Raw genomic sequence first — 14475 nt, 5'->3', positions numbered from 1 at the left:
GCCCGGGTCGGCCCGGGGCGGCGTTCTGTCCGGGGGGCGCGTGCGGGCCCGACTGCTGGCCCATGCCCGGGTGGCCGCCGGTGGGGGCCTGGTGCGAGGGGTATCCGCCGGTGGGCGCCTGCATCGGCGCCTGGCCGCCGGTGGGGGCCCCGTGCGGCGGGAACTGGCCGCCGGTGCCCTGAGGCGGCTGTCCGGGGTGCACGGGTGCCTGCTGGCCGCCGGTGCCCTGCTGGGGCGGCTCCGGATGTTGGGGGGACTGGCCGCCGGTGGGCGCCTGCATCGGCGCCTGGCCGCCGGGGTAGCCGGGCACGCCCGGGGGCAGCCCGCCTTGGCCGTACTGCGGGTTCTGGGGGCTCTGCGGTCCGCTCGGGGGCTGGGCCGGGGCCTGCGGGCCGCCGTGGAGGTCCTGACGGGCGCCGCCGGGGTAGCCGTGCTGCTGCCCGCCCTGGCCGTACGGCGGTATCTGGGGGCCGCTCGGCTGCGTGGGGGAGTGGTGGTGCTGTTGGTACGGGGGATGCTGGTCGGGCGGGGGCGCGCCGTGTGTCTGCTGTGGCCCCGATGTGGGATGCTGGCCCTCGGCGTGGGAGGGCGCTGACCCGAGCAGGTCCTGGCCGTCACCGGCCTCCGGCCCGACGGGTCTGCCGTCGGGACCGTACTGTGGCTGGTTCGGATGGGTACTGATGGGAGTCTCCGAGGGCTCTGGGGGTGGGACTGGGCCGCGGTCCACCGGCACGCGGCCTGGGCCGCGCGGTGCCGTCCGTTCCGGGTTCCCGTGGTTTCGGCGACCGTGACGGGCGTCTCCGAGGCCGTGTCGGTGCCCGTCATCACGGGAGCAGACCGGCCTTTCGGTGCAAGCGTAGCCAACGCGGGGGCGGGAACAGGACGAAGCACTCCCGGCAACGGGCATAATAAAAGACGGAGAGGTCACGGATGTGACCCCGTGCCGGTGTTTTCCCCGCCGAGCGCGGTCCGGCCGGTCCGCTCCGCCGCTGGCTTTGACCTGCGCGGCGGTGGCCAGGTAGGATATTCCGTCGTTGTGCGTTGAGTTGCCGTGGGCCCCGATCGCCGGGCGCCGATCCACGCACCATCGTCTGCGCACTCACCATTCGGAGAGTCCTGTGACATGGCACGGGATATCCGGCCAGACGCCCCCGCAACCGCGGGTGTGTATACGAGTCCCCCATCCCCGCACGGGATGGGGCAGCCGACTGAAGAGCGAAGGCAAACGATCGTGCGCACATACAGCCCCAAACCAAACGATGTCCAGCGTCAGTGGCACGTTGTCGACGCTACCGATCTCGTGCTCGGGCGTATGGCGAGCCAGGTTGCCACGCTGCTTCGGGGCAAGCACAAGCCGTACTACGCGCCCCACATCGACACCGGCGACTTCGTGATCGTCGTGAACGCCGACAAGGTCGCCCTGACCGGCAAGAAGCTGGAGCAGAAGCGCGCCTACCGCCACTCCGGCTACCCGGGCGGCCTGCGCTCCGTCTCCTACGCCGACCTGCTGGAGAAGAACCCCGAGCGGGCCATCGAGAAGGCCGTCAAGGGCATGCTCCCCAAGGGCTCCCTGGGCCGCCAGATGGCCAAGAAGCTCAAGGTGTACGCCGGTTCGGAGCACCCGCACCAGGCCCAGCAGCCGGTTGCGTTCGAAATCACCAAGATCGAGCAGCCCGCCTAGGCGTTCGCAGACTTTTACAGAGAGCACGAGGAGAACCGTGGTCGAGCCCACCGGCATCGAAGACGTCGAGCAGGAGTACGTGGAGAACCCGGAGGAGTTCCCCTCCGAGTACACCAGCGAGTCCGACGAGAACGCCGCCGCCTACGTCCCCACCGCGTCCGGCCCCAGCGCTGGCACCGGTCGGCGCAAGCAGGCCGTCGCCCGTGTCCGCATCGCCCCCGGCGCGGGCGAGTGGAAGGTCAACGGCAAGTCGCTTGAGGCGTACTTCCCGGACAAGGTCCACCAGCAGACCATCAAGGAGCCGTTCGTCTCCCTCGGGTTCGACGGCGCCTACGACGTCTTCGCCCGTCTCGACGGCGGCGGCACCAGCGGCCAGGCCGGCGCCCTGCGCCACGGCATCGCCCGTGCGCTGGCGTCCCTGGACCCGGAGAACAACCGCCCGACCCTCAAGAAGGCCGGTTTCCTGACCCGCGACGCCCGCGAGGTGGAGCGCAAGAAGGCCGGTCTCAAGAAGGCGCGCAAGGCTCCCCAGTTCTCCAAGCGCTAGTGCTCATGCGCCGGCACCCGCTCGGCTGAGCTTCGGCCCGTACGCCGTTCCCACCACTGGGACGGCGTACGGGCCTTCGGTTTTTCCGGTGGCTTTGTCTGGGCCACCCTCGCTACTCCACCGGCGCCGGGTCACGGCGCCGTCTTCGAAAGGGGCTGTCCGCCTGTGGCTCGGCTGTTCGGAACAGATGGTGTACGCGGTGTCGCCGGTCGGGACCTGACCGCCGCCCTCGCGCTGGAGCTGTCCGTCGCGGCGGCGCGGGTGCTGACCCGCGGCGGTGACGGGGCGCGGCCCAGGGCCGTGGTGGGCCGCGACCCGCGGGCCTCCGGCGAGTTCCTCGAGGCCGCCGTCGTCGCGGGCCTGGCCAGCACCGGCGTGGACGTGGTGCGCGTGGGCGTGCTGCCCACCCCCGCCGTGGCCTACCTGACCGGCGCGCTCGGCGCCGACTTCGGCGTGATGCTCTCCGCCAGCCACAACCCGGCCCCCGACAACGGCATCAAGTTCTTCGCGCGGGGCGGTCAGAAGCTGGAGGACGCCCTGGAGGAGGAGATCGAGGGCATGCTCGGCGTGCCCTCCACCCCGGCCGTGGGCGACCTCGTAGGCAGGGTCACCGACGCCGACGACGGCGCCGAGCGCTACGTCGAGCACGTGCTGGCCTCGGTGCCCCACAGCCTCAAGGGCCTCAAGGTCGTGGTGGACTGCGCCAACGGCGCCTCCGCCCTGGTCGCGCCCGAGGCGCTCCGCCGCGCGGGCGCGGAGGTCGTGGCGATCGGCGACCAGCCGGACGGCCACAACATCAACGACGGGTGCGGCTCCACCCACCTGGAGGTGCTCCAGGAGGCGGTACGCCTGCACGGCGCGGACGCTGGTATCGCCAACGACGGCGACGCCGACCGCTGCCTGGCCGTGGACGCCGAGGGCCGCGTGGTCGACGGCGACCAGATCCTGGCGATCCTGGCCACCGAGGCCAAGGAGGAGGGCAGACTCGCACAGGACACGCTCGTGGTAACGGTCATGTCCAACCTGGGCCTGAAGCTGGCGATGGGGCGCGAGGGCATCACCGTGGTGGAGACCGCGGTGGGCGACCGCTACGTGCTGGAGGAGATGAAGCGCGGCGGGTTCGGCCTGGGCGGCGAGCAGTCCGGGCACGTGATCCTGCTGGAGCACGCCACCACCGGCGACGGCGTCCTGACCGGTCTGCACCTGCTGGCCGCGATGGCCCACCGCGAGCAGGGCCTGGCGGAGCTGGCCAAGGTGATGACCCGCCTGCCGCAGGTGCTCGTCAACGTGCCCGACGTGGACAAGGCCCGCGCCAAGGAATCCGTGGAGCTCGCGGCGGCAGTGCGCGAGGCCGAGGAGGAACTGGGCGAGACCGGTCGGGTGCTGATCCGGCCCAGCGGGACCGAGCCCAAGGTCAGGGTCATGGTCGAGGCGCCGGAGGAGGAGCAGGCCAGCGCGGTGGCCGAGCGGCTGGCCGCCGTGGTGCGCTCCGCGCTCGGCTGAGGGCAGGGCTCCTTCGGGCCCCCGCCCCGACCCGTGTCCGGGTGTGCCGAAGGCGGGGACCGGGTTGGAAGCGGGCACGGTGCCGTCCCGCGTGCGACGGCTCGTTCCTCGCGATCGCGCCTCCGACGCCTGCGGGACCCCGTCGGCACCCGAGCCCCTTTTCCGCGCACCCGGGCACACGGACGGCCGGGTGCGCGTTCTCATGTGTGGCTGACCCGCGGAGCGCGGGTCCGAGGCGGTGGAGTTGGTCACGGTGGCGGACACGCGGTACGGGCACGCCCTGACTATCGGGGTGGACATCGGAGGGACGAAGGTGGCCGCCGGTGTGGTGACGCCCGGCGGGCGCATCCTGGCCCGGCTGCGCACGGAGACCCCCGAACGCAGCAAGAGCCCCGCGGTCGTGGAGGACACGATCGTCTCGGTGGTGCGGGAGCTGCGCCGGGAGTTCCGGGTGCGCGCCGTGGGCGTGGGCGCCGCGGGTTTCGTCGACGAGCGGCGGGCCAACGTGCTGTTCGCCCCGCACCTGTCCTGGCGCCGGGAGCCGTTGCGCGACGCCCTGGCCCTGCGGCTGGGACTGCCCGTGGTGGTGGAGAACGACGCTAACGCCTCCGCCTGGGCCGAGGTGCGGGCCGGGGCGGGCCGGGGCGTGGACAACGCCGTGGTGGTGAACCTGGGTACGGGCATCGGCGGCGCGGTCGTGCTCGACGGGAGCCTGCACCGGGGCCGGTACGGACTGGCCGGGGAGTTCGGGCACATGACGGTGGTGCCGGGCGGCCACCGCTGCGAGTGCGGGAACCGGGGCTGCTGGGAGCAGTACGCGAGCGGCAACGCGCTGACGCGGGAGGCGCGGGAGCTGGTGGCCTCGCAGTCGCCGGTGGCGGAGGCCCTGCACCAGGCGGTGGGCGGCGACGCCGCCCAGATCACCGGTCCGCTGGTCAGCGAGCTGGCGCGCAAGGGGGACCGCGCGTGCGTGGAGCTGATGCGCGAGGCCGGGCAGTGGCTGGGCTCGGGCCTGGCCAACCTGGCCGCGGCGTTCGACCCGGAGCTGTTCATCGTGGGCGGCGGCGTGTCCGAGGCGGGGGAGCTGCTGCTGGACCCCGCGAGGGAGGCGTTCGAGCGCAACCTCACCGGGCGCGGCTACCGTCCCGAGGCCCGGGTGGCCGCGGCCGAACTGGGCAACGAGGCGGGCCTCGTCGGCGCCGCTGACCTGGCCCGGGAGGCGCTGCCCCGCTGGCACCAGCGGCGCCGACAGCGCCGCCTGGGGCGTTTCGGCAGGAGTTAGGTCCGGTCGGTCCCGTCGGGAGCGGCGGCGCGCGGCCGGAGGGTGCCGCGCGCCGCGTTGCGCGGGACCTGGCGGGACAGCGCCCTCACGTCGATGTCGATCGGAAACGGCAGGTCCAGCTTGAGGCGTTCCCGAGCGACGGTGACAGGGATGTAGCGGGGTTCCTTCGTGCCGTCCAACTCGTAGACGTAGACAGCGGGTCCGTTCTCCTCGTGCTCTATCCGCCAGAAATGCGGGATACCCGCCTGCGCGTACTTGAGCGGTTTGGTGGAGCGATCCCGGTCCTGGGACTCCTTGGACACGATCTCCACAGTGAGGAGTACGTCTTCGGGAGGGACGTGGGTGGCCTGGTACCAGTCGGGGTGCTCCTCGGCTCCCTCCGCGAACTCGTAGACGATGAGATCGGGCTCCGGGCGTTGGCGCTTGCCGAGCTTCATGGTCATTTCCGAGAGGACGTCGACGTTGGGAGGCGCCGCTTCCTCCAGACGGGCCGCGAGGCGGATCATGACCTTGGCGCGGAATCGGGTCTGGGGGGAAAGCAGGACAAGGGCTTCGTCGATGAGTTCCATCCGGGGCACTCCCGGGGGAAGGTCGTCCATGTCGTCGGCGGTCCAGCCGCCGGGCGGGGGCATGAACCAGTCGGGGAGCTGCTCAGCGGTCGTCGAAACCTCCCGGGTCGATTCCTGAGCCCGTGCTAATGCGGTCGTCATCGCCATGACGGGACGGTAGCGCTCCGTGACGACGGTGCGCGGAGGTTCCGCGAAGAACTCCGGATTCCGGGCGAAAGTCCTGCGCGGAGGGGCTACCCGCAATTAACCGAACCTGGTTCTAGTGCGGAGGTCGCATCCTCTGTAGAGTGCCGCCATGGATCTCAACGCAATCTCCGCCCTCGTCTCGGGCGGCGCGAGTGGCCTGGGTGAGGCCACCGCCAGGGAGCTCGCATCCGCGGGCGCGACCGTCGTCGTCGCCGACCTCAACGCCGAGCGCGGTGAGGCGGTCGCCAAGGAGATCGGCGGCGTCTTCGTGCGCACCGACGTCTCCCGGGAGGACCAGGTCAAGGCGGCGGTGCAGGCCGCCGTCGACACCGGCAGACCCCTCCGGGCGGCCGTGTCCTGCGCGGGCATCGGCTGGGCCACCCGCACCGTCGACCGCAGTGGAAACCCCCACGACCTGGACAGCTACCAGAAGGTCATCCAGGTCAACCTCATCGGCACCTTCAACGTGCTGCGCCTGGCCGCGGCCGAGATCGCCAGAACGGAGCCGGTCAACGAGGACGGCGAGCGCGGCTCCATCGTCAACACCGCCTCCCTCGCCGGCATCGAGGGCCAGATCGGCCAGATCGCCTACTCCTCCTCCAAGGGCGGCGTCATCGGCATGACCCTCCCGGCCGCCCGCGACCTCGCGGCCGTCGGCATCACGGTCAACACCATCGCCCCCGGCATCCTGGAGACGCCCATCTACGGCGAGGGCGAGGCCGCCGAGGAGTTCAAGCAGCGCCTGGCCGCGCCGGTGCCCTTCCCCAAGCGCCTGGGCACCGCGGCGGAGTTCGGCCGTCTCGCCCGGGCACTGCTGGAGATCAGCTACGTCAACGGCGAGGTCGTCCGCATCGACGGCGCGCTGCGCATGCCGCCGAAGTAGGGAGGGCACCGTGTCCGACGAGGTTCTCTACACCGCGGAGGACGGCGTCGCCGTCATCACCATCAACCGGCCCCAGGCCAGGAACGCGGTCAACGCCGCGGTCGCCGCACGCGTCGCCGAGGCGCTCGACGACCTCGACGCGCGCAAGGACCTGAGCGTCGGCATCATCACCGGCGCGGGCGGCACCTTCTGTGCCGGGATGGACCTCAAGGCCTTCATGCGGGGCGAGGTCCCGCTGGTGGAGGGCCGCGGGTTCGGCGGCTTCGCCGAGCGCCCGCCGCGCAAGCCGCTGATCGCCGCCGTGGAGGGGTACGCCCTCGCGGGCGGGTTCGAGGCCGTGCTCGCCTGCGACCTGGTCGTGGCCGCCGAGGACGCAAGGTTCGGCATCCCCGAGGTCAAGCGCGGCCTGGTCGCCGGTGCGGGCGGCCTGCTGCGCCTCCAGCACCGCATTCCGCGCAACATCGCGATGGAGTTCGCCCTGACCGGCGACTTCGTCGAGGCCCCGCGCCTGGCCGAGCTCGGGCTGGTCAACCGGGTCACCGCCAGCGGCGGGGCCCTGGAGGGCGCACGCGAGCTGGCGGCCCGCATCACGGCCAACGGCCCGCTGGCGGTGCGGGTGTCCAAGGAGGTCATCTCCTCCTCCGACGACTGGTCCACCGAGCGGATGTGGGAGAAGCAGAACGAGTTGACGGGCCCGGTGTTCGTCAGCCACGACGCCATGGAGGGCGCGGCTGCCTTCGCCGAGAAGCGCGCCCCCGTGTGGAGGGGCGAGTAGGCCCCGGACGCCGCGCGGCGGTCGTCCCCCCGGCCCGGTGGGACGACCGCCGCGCGCACGTGCCCTGAGCTGCCGAGGCCCCCGGCCGCCGTGGGGTGTTGTGCGTCACGGGCCGGCGTGACGGGAGCCAAGGCGCGCCGTCCCCCCCGGTCGCACGGGCCGCGGACCGCCCCGGCGGGTGCCCCCGGCGGGTTCGCGGCGGGCACCTCGGCAGGGCCCTCGTGCGGCCGAGACGTCCGAGGTGGGCGCGCTTTCGCGGGAGAGCGCGACAGCCCGCGCGCCCGCGTGCGGAGGGTCCGCCTCCCCGGCGGCCCCCGGTGTGCGCCCTCCCGTCCGGGCGGGGAGGAAGTTCACGCAATTCCAGACGGTTTGAAGTCATGGGTTAACCTGGGTTCTACTTTGCCCACCTTGTCCTGTCCTGTCGGTCGTTCCGTCTCTGCGGGCTGACAGGAGCGGGAGCCTGATCCACCCTCCCCCCACACCCGGTAGACCGGGCGCGCGCTGGCGCGACCTCCGCTGTGCGACGGGTGTGTTCGGATCCGCGGAGCCTTGGAGTCATTTGTGGTCGCACTCAGTGTCGTCGTCCCCATCTACAACGTCGAGAGGTATCTCGACGAGTGCCTGCGCTCACTTCAGGTGCAGACATGGGACGATCTCGAGGTCGTGATGGTGGACGACGGGTCCCCGGACGGCAGCGCGGCCATCGCGGCCAGGTACGCCGAGCAGGACCCCCGCTTCCGGCTGATCCAGCAGGAGAACGGCGGCCTGGGCGCCGCCCGCAACACCGGCATCGAGCACGCGCGCGGCGACTTCATCACCTTCGTGGACAGCGACGACGTGATCCCGTCCTACGCGTTCGGTTACCACCTGGAGAGCCTGCGCCGGAGCGGCTCGGACTTCTCCAGCGGCAACGTCCACCGCCTCAACGAGCTGGGCACGCGCCAGTCGCCCATGCACCGCAGGATCTTCCGCACCGCGAAGACCGGAACGCACATCACGCGCGAGGACACCCTCCTGGTCGACCGGCTGGCCACCAACAAGGTCTGGCGCCGCTCCTTCTGGGACAGGCACGGGATGACCTTCCCCGTCGGAGTCCTGCACGAGGACATCCCCGTGGCCATCCCCCTGCACTTCCTGGCCGAGTCGGTGGACGTGCTCTCCGCGCCCGTCTACCTCTGGCGCGAGCGCCCCAGCGACGACAAGTCCATCACCCAGGACCGGCTGCGCCCCCAGGCGCTGGAGGACCGCGTCAGCGCGGTCACCAAGGTCAGCGACTTCCTCAGGGAGAACCAGCCGCCCCTCCAGAAGCGCCGGTGGGACGCGGTCGCGCTCGGCAGCGACCTGCGCCTCTTCCTCCAGGTGCTCGACCGGGCCGACGCGGACTTCACGCGGAGGCTCGTCGAGCTCGGCAACGCCTACCTGGACCAGGTGGACGACAAGGTGCTGCGCGACCTCCCCGCCATCGAGCGCCTCAAGTGGCACCTCATCCGGCAGCGCAAGGTCGAGCAGCTGCGCGAGGTCATCGTCTTCAACAAGAGCGCCGAGCACAAGAAGGCCAAGATCGTCCGGCACGGGATCCGCTACTACGCGGACTACCCGTTCAAGGACGACCCCGCCCAGGGCGTGCCGCGCTCGGTCTACCGCGTGCGCTCGGAGCTCAAGCTCCGCCAGAAGGCCGAGGAACTCGCCTGGGTCGACGGCAAGCTGGTGGTCGGGGGCCGGGTCTGCCTGAAGTACCTGCGGCCCAACAAGCGCCTCCAGCAGCAGGTCCGCGCCTGGGCGGTCAACGCCGAGGACGGAAGGCGCGTGCGGCTGAACACGACCACGCACCAGGCCAACGAGTTCCGGCTCGCCCCGACGGTGGCCACCTCCCGTAAGGACTGGGGCGGCTACCGGATCGTCATCGACCCGGCCGAGCTGGGGGACGAGGGCGACTGGTACGTGGAGCTGGGCGTGGTCAACCGAGGCTTCCGCCGTGTGGACCGCCTCAAGAAGCCCGCCGCGGCCGACGTCCGGATGCTCGGCCCCGAGCAGGTCCGGCCGGGCGTGTGGGCCCGCCCGCACTGGGTGGACGACTTCGAGCTGCGCCTGACCGTCGAGCGCCCGGCGGTCGTCCTCGACGGCTCCGAGGTCGAGGGCTCCTCCCTGGTCCTGAGCGGCCGGGCGACGGGGACCCCGGCCGAGGGCCTGAGCGCCTACGTCCAGCGCTTCCCCGGCGACGTCGAGGTCCCCGCGAAGGTGGAGACCGACGGCGCGTCCGTGCGCGTGCTCGCCGACCTGGCAGCCCTCACCGACGGCTACCAGGACCGGGACGCGATCGCGGGCAGCGACCCCCACGAGGAGTGGTCGGTCCACCTCAGGGACGGCTCCGGCCGCTCCCAGTGGATCCCCTTCTCCGAGGACGGCCCCGAGGGCCGCTACCCGCACTCCGGCCTGAGCGTGCGGGTGCTCCCCGACTTCGCCGGGCGGACCAGGATCCGGGTGGAGCGGCCCCAGCCCCTGCTCACCGCCGTCTCCTGGGACGACGACGTCCTCGACCTGCGGGGCGACTTCCCCGAGACCCCCGCGGGAGAGCTCTCCCTGGTGGTCAAGGCCGTCGGCCGGATGGAGGAGCACCTGTTCCCGGTGGAGGCCGCGGACGGCCGGTTCTCGGCCTCCGTCCCGCCCACCGCGATCCCCAACTTCGGCACGAAGGTGCCCCTCACGCCCGGCAACTACCGCTTCCTGCTGCGCACCGCCACCGGCGACAACCAGTGGGACGACCGCCGGATCGGCTTCTCGCAGGAGCTGCGCACCGCCAAGTTCCCCGCCCCCGAGAAGGAGGGCGGCTTCGACCTGGAGTTCAAGCCGGACGGCCGCGGATGGCCCGTGCTGCGCCTGGGCTCGGTGCTGCGTCCTGAGGAGCAGGGGTCCTACGCGCAGCAGGTCCTGCGCGAGGAGGTCTACCCCAAGCTTCGCCGCAAGCCGGTGCGGCCGGGCATCGTCTTCGACAGCTACACCGGCAAGCAGTTCTCCGACAGCCCTCGGGACATGTACGAGGACCTGCGGCGGCGCGGTGTGCAGACGCCGATGTCGTGGATGGTGCGCAACCGCCAGATCACGCTGCCCCCGGGGCTGACCGAGGTCCGGCACACGAGCCGCGAGTACTTCGAGGCGCTGGCGCGCTCGGAGTTCATCGTCTCCAACGCCCACCTGCCCATGTGGTTCGAGAAGCAGCCCGGGCAGAAGGTCGTGCAGACCTGGCACGGGTCGATGCTCAAGCGCATCGGCTTCGACATCGAGCACGTCCAGTTCGCGGGCCGCAACTACCACGACCGGCTCCGGCACGAGACCAACCAGTGGGACTACCTGGTCTCCCCGAGCCCCTGGGCGACCCCGATCCTGCGCCGCGCCTTCGGCTTCGAGAACGAGATCCTGGAGACCGGCTACCCGCGCAACGACATCTTCCACCGCCCCGAGCGCGAGGCGGTGACGGAGACGGTCCGCGAGCGCCTGGGCCTGCCGGAGGGCAAGAAGGTCATCCTGTACGCGCCCACCTGGCGCGACGACAAGTTCTACTCCGTCGGCAAGTACAAGCTGGACCTGCACCTGGACCTGCGGCGGCTGTACGACGCCCTCGGCGACGACCACGTGCTGCTGTTCCGCAGGCACCCCAACATCGTCGACCGGGTGCCGAACGTGGGCAAGGACTTCGTCTTCGACGTCTCGGCCTACCCCGAGATCCAGGAGCTGTTCCTGGTCACGGACATCCTCATCACCGACTACTCGTCGCTGATGTTCGACTTCGCCAACACCGGCCGCCCGATGCTGTTCTTCACCTACGACCTGGAGGAGTACCGCGACAGCCTGCGCGGGTTCTACTTCGACTTCGCCGAGACCGCCCCGGGCCCGCTGCTGCGCACCTCCGACGAGGTCATCGACTCGATCCGCGACATCGACGGGGTCCAGGAGGCCCACAGGGAGCGGTACGAGGCCTTCGTGAACCAGTTCTGCCCCCTGGACGACGGCAAGGCCGCGGCCCGGGTGGTCGAGCAGGTCTTCGGCGAGCTCCTCTGAACCGGACGGGTTCGGGGGAAGGCAGGGGCCGTGCAGTCCGGCGCGGCCCCGCGACAGGGAGGGTGAAGAGGGCCTTGAGGATTCTGCTCACCGGAGGAGCCGGGTACATCGGCTCCCACACGGCGGTCGAGCTGGTCGCGCGCGGGCACCGGGTGGTCGTCCTGGACAACCTGGTCAACAGCAGCGAGGAGGCGGTGCGCCGGGTCGAGAGGATCACCGGCGCGCGGATCCCGTTCGTGCGCGGCGACTGCACCGAGCACGGCGTCGTCGAGCGCGCCCTGGTGGAACACGGCATCGAGGCCGTGGTGCACTTCGCCGGGCTCAAGGCGGTGGGGGAGTCCGTCAGCCAGCCGCTGCGGTACTACCGCAACAACCTGGACGCCCTGTTCACGCTCGCCGAGGCGATGGACCGCGTCGGGGTCCGCGACCTGGTGTTCAGCTCCTCGGCCACCGTCTACGGCGACCCCGAAACGGTGCCGATCGCCGAGGGCAGCGCGCTGCGGGTGACCAACCCCTACGGCGCGACCAAGCTGTTCGGCGAGAGGATCCTGGAGGACCTCGCGGTGAGCGCGCCCGACTGGCGGATCACCGTGCTGCGGTACTTCAACCCGGTCGGCGCCCACCCCAGCGGCCTCATCGGGGAGGACCCCAACGACATCCCCAACAACCTCTTCCCCTACATCTCAAAGGTCGCCGCGGGCAGGCTGCCCGAGCTGACGGTCTTCGGCGACGACTACGACACCGAGGACGGCACGGGGGTCCGGGACTACCTGCACGTGGTGGACCTGGCCCGGGGGCACGTCGCGGCGCTCGACCACCTGGCCTCGCAGAAGGGGCTCAGGGCCTTCAACCTGGGGACGGGGACGGGCACCTCCGTCATGGAGGCGATCCGCGCCTTCGAGGCGGCCTGCGGCCACACCATCCCCTTCCGGGTGGGGCCGCGCCGCGACGGCGACATCGCCACCTGCTTCGCCGACCCGGGGATGGCCAACCGCGAACTGGGTTGGAAGGCCGAGCACACGGTGGCCGAGGCCTGCGCCGACGCCTGGCGCTGGCAGTCGGCCAACCCCGACGGCTACAGGTGACGCCGCGGAGCGCGGAGTGAGGACGTCCTCCGCGCTCCCCGGCCTCCGGTGCGCCCCGCCGTCGGGACGACCTTCTCCGAGCGCCGAGCGTCGACGAGACGATGCCGAAGGAAGGGCGGAGCCGGGCATGGAACACGACTGGGACGAAGAGCTCGAAGAGTACGAGGAAGGCGAAGAGCACTTCTACGACGACGAGGGCGCCTTCGGCGTCGGGCTCCCGCCGAGGGCCGGGTCCGCCCACGAGGAGCGGACCCGGCGGGACTGACCCCGAAGGGCCCGACACGAGGCCCCGGTCAGCCGGCGGAGGCCTCCTGCGCCCTCCTCGCGGCCCGCTCCCCGGCGTCGCGGTGGGGCAGGAGCACGCCCAGACCCCAGTGCAGCAGCAGGCCGCTGGCCAGCCCCACGAGCCATCCGTAGTCCGCCAGCGGGGCCAGGAACGGGATCAGGCCCTCGGCCGGGAAGGGGCCCGAGCCCTCGGGGGAGTGCGAACCGCCCACGGCCAGCACCGAGCCGACGCCGAAGGCCACCAGGGCGCGCCAGTTCCACCCGTGCCGGTACCAGTACTCCGAGCCGCGCTCGTACAGCGCGGGCAGGTTCATCCGCGTGCGGCGCAGCAGCCAGTAGTCGGCGAGCAGGATGCCCGCCACGGTGCCCAGGAGGCCGCCCACCGTGCCCAGCCAGGTGAAGATGTAGACGCTCTCGTTCTCCAGCAGCCGCCACGGCATGATCAGCACGCTGAGCACGCAGGTGGTGATCGCCCCGGCGCGGAAGCTGATCAACTGCGGTCTGAGGTTGGACAGGTCGTAGGCCGGACCGACCAGGTTGGCCGCGATGTTGGTGGAGACCGTGGCCAGCAGCACGACGAAGACCGCGAAGAGCAGGCCGATCCCGCTGTCCATCCGCGCCACGACGTCGATCGGGTTCCACAGGGGTTCGCCGTAGACGGCCGCGGTGCCCGCCGTGACCATGACGGCCAGCAGCGAGAACAGCGTCATCGTGGTGGGCAGCCCCAGCGACTGGCCCACCATCTGGGCGCGCTGGGAGGACGAGAAGCGCGTGAAGTCGCTGATGTTGAGGGTCAGGGTCGCCCAGTAGCCGATCACGCCCATCAGCGACGGGAAGAACAGCGCCCAGAAGGAGGGCCCCCAGTCCAGGGGCTCGCCCGAGTCCAGGGACAGCATCGGGGCCAGACCCCCGGCCTCCACGGCCATCCAGGCCAGCAGCGCGACGCCGCCGAGGATCATCAGCGGCGCGGCCCACACCTGGGTCCGGCGCACGCCCTCCATGCCCCACAGGATGATCGCGAGCTGGGCGACCCAGAACAGGCCGAAGGACAGCCACAGCGTCCACGGCTGGCCGCCCAGCGCCGCCGTCCCCGTCCACCCGTCGCCGAGCAGCCGCCCGAGCAGGACGTAGACCCCCTGGCCGCCGACCCAGGTCTGGATGCCGTACCAGCCGCAGGCGACCGCGCCGCGCAGCAGCGCGGGCAGGTTGGCGCCGCGCAGGCCGAAGGAGGCGCGCGCGAACACGGGGAAGGGGACGCCGTACCTGGCGCCCGCGTGGCCGGTCAGCACCATGGGCAGCAGGACGACGAGATTGCCCAGGACCACGGCGAGCATGGCCTGGCGCCAGTCCATGCCCGCCGCGATCAGGCCGCTGGCCAGGGTCCAGGCCGGGATGCTGACCGACATGCTCACCCACAGGGCGCCGAAGCTGCCGGTGCCCCAGGTGCGCCGGGACATCGGGACGGGCTGGAGGTCGGCGTTGACGTAGGGCCCCTCGGGCAGGGCGGTCCCCTCGGCGAGGGACACCCGGCCGTCGGGGTGGGTGACGGCGGCGCTGGGCGGCCAGCCGTGGACGCTGTGGCTGTCCTTCGGCCTGTTCTGGGTCGCCCAGCTCGCGATCATC

General features: G+C 71.7%; 12 protein-coding genes. 10 read left to right on the top strand and 2 right to left on the bottom strand.

All coding sequences use genetic code 11. The features are described from left to right. The 5 genes from ABD54_RS21270 to ABD54_RS21250 all read left to right on the top strand — a co-directional run. The coding region (locus tag ABD54_RS21270) for a hypothetical protein (protein ID WP_394324549.1) at nt 1-595 on the top strand (595 nt) is incomplete at its 5' end. Nucleotides 596-1231: 636 nt separating this feature from the next. Then, a complete protein-coding gene (rplM, locus tag ABD54_RS21265; protein WP_047871288.1) occupies nt 1232-1681 on the top strand; it encodes a 50S ribosomal protein L13 in 450 nt (149 codons plus the stop codon). A gap of 37 nt (nt 1682-1718) precedes the next feature. Further along, complete coding sequence (rpsI, locus tag ABD54_RS21260; RefSeq protein ID WP_017567323.1) at nt 1719-2228, top strand: 30S ribosomal protein S9; 510 nt, start codon at nt 1719-1721, stop codon at nt 2226-2228. Between the two features lie 165 nt (nt 2229-2393). After that, nucleotides 2394-3731 carry a phosphoglucosamine mutase gene (glmM, locus tag ABD54_RS21255; protein ID WP_047871287.1) on the top strand — a complete coding sequence of 446 codons (1338 nt, stop codon included), beginning with the start codon at nt 2394-2396 and terminating at the stop codon, nt 3729-3731. A gap of 253 nt (nt 3732-3984) precedes the next feature. Next, nucleotides 3985-5013: an ROK family glucokinase gene (locus tag ABD54_RS21250; protein WP_152692070.1), complete on the top strand. Its 1029-nt coding sequence runs from the start codon at nt 3985-3987 to the stop codon at nt 5011-5013. Here the strand turns inward: ABD54_RS21250 and ABD54_RS21245 are convergent. Then, nucleotides 5010-5723 (bottom strand): Uma2 family endonuclease, encoded by a 714-nt coding sequence (locus ABD54_RS21245; RefSeq protein ID WP_235432140.1) that lies wholly within the window; start codon nt 5721-5723, stop codon nt 5010-5012. The two genes, ABD54_RS21250 and ABD54_RS21245, sit on opposite strands and share 4 nt — an antisense overlap. A gap of 154 nt (nt 5724-5877) precedes the next feature. Here ABD54_RS21245 and ABD54_RS21240 point away from each other — a divergent pair, with 154 nt between their 5' ends. The 5 genes from ABD54_RS21240 (at nt 5878) to ABD54_RS28635 (ending at nt 12832) form a co-directional block, all read left to right on the top strand. Further along, nucleotides 5878-6651 (top strand): SDR family NAD(P)-dependent oxidoreductase, encoded by a 774-nt coding sequence (locus ABD54_RS21240; protein ID WP_047871285.1) that lies wholly within the window; start codon nt 5878-5880, stop codon nt 6649-6651. Nucleotides 6652-6661: 10 nt separating this feature from the next. Continuing rightward, on the top strand, nt 6662-7426 hold the full coding sequence (locus ABD54_RS21235) for a crotonase/enoyl-CoA hydratase family protein (protein ID WP_047871284.1): 765 nt from the start codon (nt 6662-6664) through the stop codon (nt 7424-7426). Between the two features lie 561 nt (nt 7427-7987). Further along, nucleotides 7988-11482 carry a bifunctional glycosyltransferase/CDP-glycerol:glycerophosphate glycerophosphotransferase gene (locus ABD54_RS21230; RefSeq protein WP_047871283.1) on the top strand — a complete coding sequence of 1165 codons (3495 nt, stop codon included), beginning with the start codon at nt 7988-7990 and terminating at the stop codon, nt 11480-11482. Between the two features lie 74 nt (nt 11483-11556). After that, a complete protein-coding gene (galE, locus tag ABD54_RS21225; protein ID WP_047871282.1) occupies nt 11557-12567 on the top strand; it encodes a UDP-glucose 4-epimerase GalE in 1011 nt (336 codons plus the stop codon). A 127-nt stretch (nt 12568-12694) separates the two neighbouring features. Continuing rightward, nucleotides 12695-12832 (top strand): hypothetical protein, encoded by a 138-nt coding sequence (locus ABD54_RS28635; RefSeq protein ID WP_200904164.1) that lies wholly within the window; start codon nt 12695-12697, stop codon nt 12830-12832. Between the two features lie 28 nt (nt 12833-12860). On the opposite strand, the gene ABD54_RS21220 is transcribed toward ABD54_RS28635, so the two are convergent. Next, nucleotides 12861-14474: an NCS1 family nucleobase:cation symporter-1 gene (locus ABD54_RS21220; RefSeq protein ID WP_235432139.1), complete on the bottom strand. Its 1614-nt coding sequence runs from the start codon at nt 14472-14474 to the stop codon at nt 12861-12863. Nucleotide 14475: the final 1 nt, after the last annotated feature.

This window comes from Nocardiopsis sp. RV163, from assembly GCF_001029525.1.
Lineage (GTDB): Bacteria > Actinomycetota > Actinomycetes > Streptosporangiales > Streptosporangiaceae > Nocardiopsis > Nocardiopsis dassonvillei.
The sequence above is the reverse complement of the archived record's forward strand: the minus strand, read 5'-3'. Positions and strand labels throughout refer to the sequence as shown.

Coding starts and splice junctions, on each gene's coding strand:
- ABD54_RS21245 (WP_235432140.1), bottom strand. CDS start 5,723: ATGACGACCGCATTAGCACGGGCTCAGGAATCGACCCGGGAGGTTTCG.
- ABD54_RS21240 (WP_047871285.1), top strand. CDS start 5,878: ATGGATCTCAACGCAATCTCCGCCCTCGTCTCGGGCGGCGCGAGTGGC.
- ABD54_RS28635 (WP_200904164.1), top strand. CDS start 12,695: ATGGAACACGACTGGGACGAAGAGCTCGAAGAGTACGAGGAAGGCGAA.
- ABD54_RS21220 (WP_235432139.1), bottom strand. CDS start 14,474: ATGATCGCGAGCTGGGCGACCCAGAACAGGCCGAAGGACAGCCACAGC.